The 1,421-nt window shown below is 68.3% G+C and carries 1 protein-coding gene; it reads right to left on the reverse strand.

Going from position 1 to position 1,421, the window contains the following annotated elements:
- Positions 1-7 precede the first annotated feature (7 nt).
- Entirely contained in the window at positions 8-1,372 is a 1,365-nt protein-coding gene (locus tag A5773_RS19135; protein WP_067792155.1) for an HNH endonuclease signature motif containing protein, read from the reverse strand.
- Positions 1,373-1,421 lie beyond the last annotated feature (49 nt).

The raw sequence follows: 1,421 nt of genomic DNA on the forward strand, positions 1-1,421 counted from the left end.
CGTTGCGTCAATCGGGTTCGTCGTCGTCACCGTCGCGGAGGATTCTTTCGGGGTGGTGGTAGGTGTTGGTGCGGGGTTGTCCGTGGTCGAGGTGTGGTGGTGGTAGCCATTCGGTTTCGCCGCGGGCGTTGGTGCGGGTGGTCCAGCCTTTTTCGGCGAGCCGGTTGTCGGGGCCGCAGGCCAGGGTGAGGTCGTCGATGTCGGTGCGGCGGGTGGTTTGCCAGCCGGTGATGTGGTGGACCTGGCTGTGGTAGGCGGGGGCATCACATCCTGGTTTGGTGCACCCGCGGTCCTTGGCGTACAGCATGATTCGTTGTGCGGGGGAGGCGAACCGTTTGGTGTGATGCAGCGCCAGCGATCGGCCGTTGTCGAAGACCGCGAGGTAGTGGTGGGCGTGGCCGGCCCAGCGGATGACATCCGACATGGGTACCAGTGTGCCGCCGGCGGTCAGGGCCTTGCCGGCGGCGGCCTCCAAGTCCTGCAACGTGGTGGTCACCACGATCGACACCGGCAGCCCGTTGTGCCGGCCCAGTTCCCCGCAGGCCAGCAGGGCGCGCAGCCCGGCCAGCATGGCGTCGTGGTTGCGTTGAGCCGGGCTGCGGGTGTCGCGGCGCACCGCGTCCTCATCGGGTGTCGCATCGATCACCGGAGTCTGGTCCTCGGGGTTGCACGCCCCGGGGGCGGCCAGCTTGGCCAACATGGCTTCGATCGCGGCCCGCAACTCCGGGGTCACCAGCCCGCCGATGCGCGACATCCCGTCGCATTCCTGGGTGCCCAGGGTGATCCCGCGTTTGCGGGCCCGCTCGGCGTCGCTGAAATGCCCGTCGGGGTGTAGCCAATCCATCACTCGTCCGGCGTATTTGGCCAACTCGTCGGGCCGATACCCGCGGGCCTGCTTGGCCAGGTCGGCCTCGGCGGCCTGCCGGGTCAACACGTCCACCGCGGCGGGCAGCTGGGCAAAAAAGCCACGGATCACCTTCACGTGCCCGTCACCGATGAGCCCCTCGCGTTGACCGGCCGCGGTCGCGCTCAGCTGCGGCGCCAACGGCTGGCCGGTCAACCCCCGGCGTTCCCCGAGGTCGGCGGCTTCGGCGATGCGCCGGGCGGCCTCGCACTTGGTGATGCGCAGCCGGTCGGCCAGCCCCACCCGCAGCGAACCGCCCAACTCCTCGGCACTGGCTTGGGCGCCGAGCTGGTTGATCAACGCGTGCTGCGGGGCGCGCAGCCGGCGATACACCCGTTCCACCCGCTCCAAGGCACGCAGCCGCTCCGGGGTGGTGAGCACGTCAAAAGACAACCCGCACAACCGATCCACGTCGTCGTCGAGCGCGTCGAAAACCTCGACGATCTCCTCACGACTACTGACACCCACACCTCAAACCCTACGAACACCCACCGACAAAAAAGACCACATTGTGACC

Origin of the sequence: Mycobacterium sp. 852014-52450_SCH5900713, from assembly GCF_001667075.1 — a bacterium.
In the GTDB taxonomy this organism is placed as follows: domain Bacteria; phylum Actinomycetota; class Actinomycetes; order Mycobacteriales; family Mycobacteriaceae; genus Mycobacterium.